The sequence below is a fragment of the Komagataeibacter sp. SM21 genome (assembly GCF_041402665.1).
GTDB classification, from domain to species: domain Bacteria; phylum Pseudomonadota; class Alphaproteobacteria; order Acetobacterales; family Acetobacteraceae; genus Komagataeibacter; species Komagataeibacter saccharivorans.
Genome location: NZ_JBGLOV010000066.1, coordinates 1 through 1,269, shown reverse-complemented (window position 1 = coordinate 1,269; position 1,269 = coordinate 1). Strand labels below are relative to the sequence as shown.

Genomic DNA, 1,269 nt, shown 5'->3' with positions numbered 1-1,269 from the left:
ACCTGCAAATGATGGGTGATCGAACGAAAATACAGGAGGCACTGTTCTACGAGTTCCGTCTTGAAGATCATGTGCCAGCTGGCCACCTTTTGCGTTCAATTGATCGCTTTGTCGATCTGGATGGCCTGCGTGAGCATCTTCGCCCATTTTACAGCGGCACGGGGCGGCCTTCAATCGATCCCGAGCTGATCATCAGGATGTTAATCGTTGGCTACGTGATGGGTATTCGGTCGGAGCGACGGCTATGTGAAGAAGTCCATCTTAACCTGGCCTACCGGTGGTTCTGTGGCCTTGGTCTCAACGGCCCTGTGCCTGATCATTCGACATTCTCGAAAAACCGGCACGGACGCTTCCGGGAGAGTGATCTGCTTCGCCAAATGTTCGAAATGACCGTCCGGCAGTGCATCGCCAAGGGACTGGTGGGCGGTGAAGGCTTTGCGGTCGATGCCAGCACGATCAAGGCCGACGCCAATCGGCAGCGCAGTGTTCCGAGCCCTGATAAACTGCCGATCGAGGCAGCCCAACGTGCTGTGCGTGAGTATTTCTCGGTGCTGGACGATGCTGCATTTGGGTCTGCTACGCCCGTGCAACCAAAATATATCTCTCCGGTCGATCCTGCGGCACGTTGGAACGCTGCAAGCGGTGGCCTTGCTTATTATGCCTACTGCACAAATTACCTCATCGACCTTAAATCGGCTGTCATCATGGATGTAGAAACCACGACAGCCATCCGGCAGGCCGAGGTTACGGCGCAACGCAGAATGATAGAGCGTACGCAGGAAACATTTGGAATATGGCCCGAAAGGCTTGCTGCGGATACAGCTTATGGATCCGCTGAAAATCTTGCGTGGCTGGTTCATGAGCGTGGCATCGAACCTCACATTCCGGTCTTCGACAAATCTGCCCGGCAGGACGGGACTTTCGAACGTCGAGATTTCACATATGACCACGTGCACGATCTTTACATCTGTCCTGGAGGACAGGAACTGAAGCAGCAGTGGCGCAAGATCAACTCGGATCAACCAAATGCCTCTCCCGACAACCTACTTCGATACCGTTCGTCGAAACTGGCGTGCGACGTATGCACTCTCAAACCAAAATGCTGCCCCAATCAGCCCAATCGTAAGGTTCTGCGCTCTATTCATGAAGGCGCTCGTGATATGGCCCGCGACATTGCCTTAACCGACGCCTATATTATCTCCAGACGAGAACGAAAGAAGGTCGAAATGCTGTTTGCTCACCTCAAGCGCATTTTGAAGATCGATCGGT

At 53.6% G+C, this 1,269-nt stretch carries 1 protein-coding gene; it reads left to right on the top strand.

What is annotated here, in order from left to right; genetic code table 11:
• Positions 1-8: 8 nt before the first annotated feature.
• Positions 9-1,269, top strand: a 1,261-nt coding sequence (locus ACBR42_RS17030) for an IS1182-like element ISGdi16 family transposase (protein ID WP_371208827.1), incomplete at its 3' end; no start/stop codon positions are given.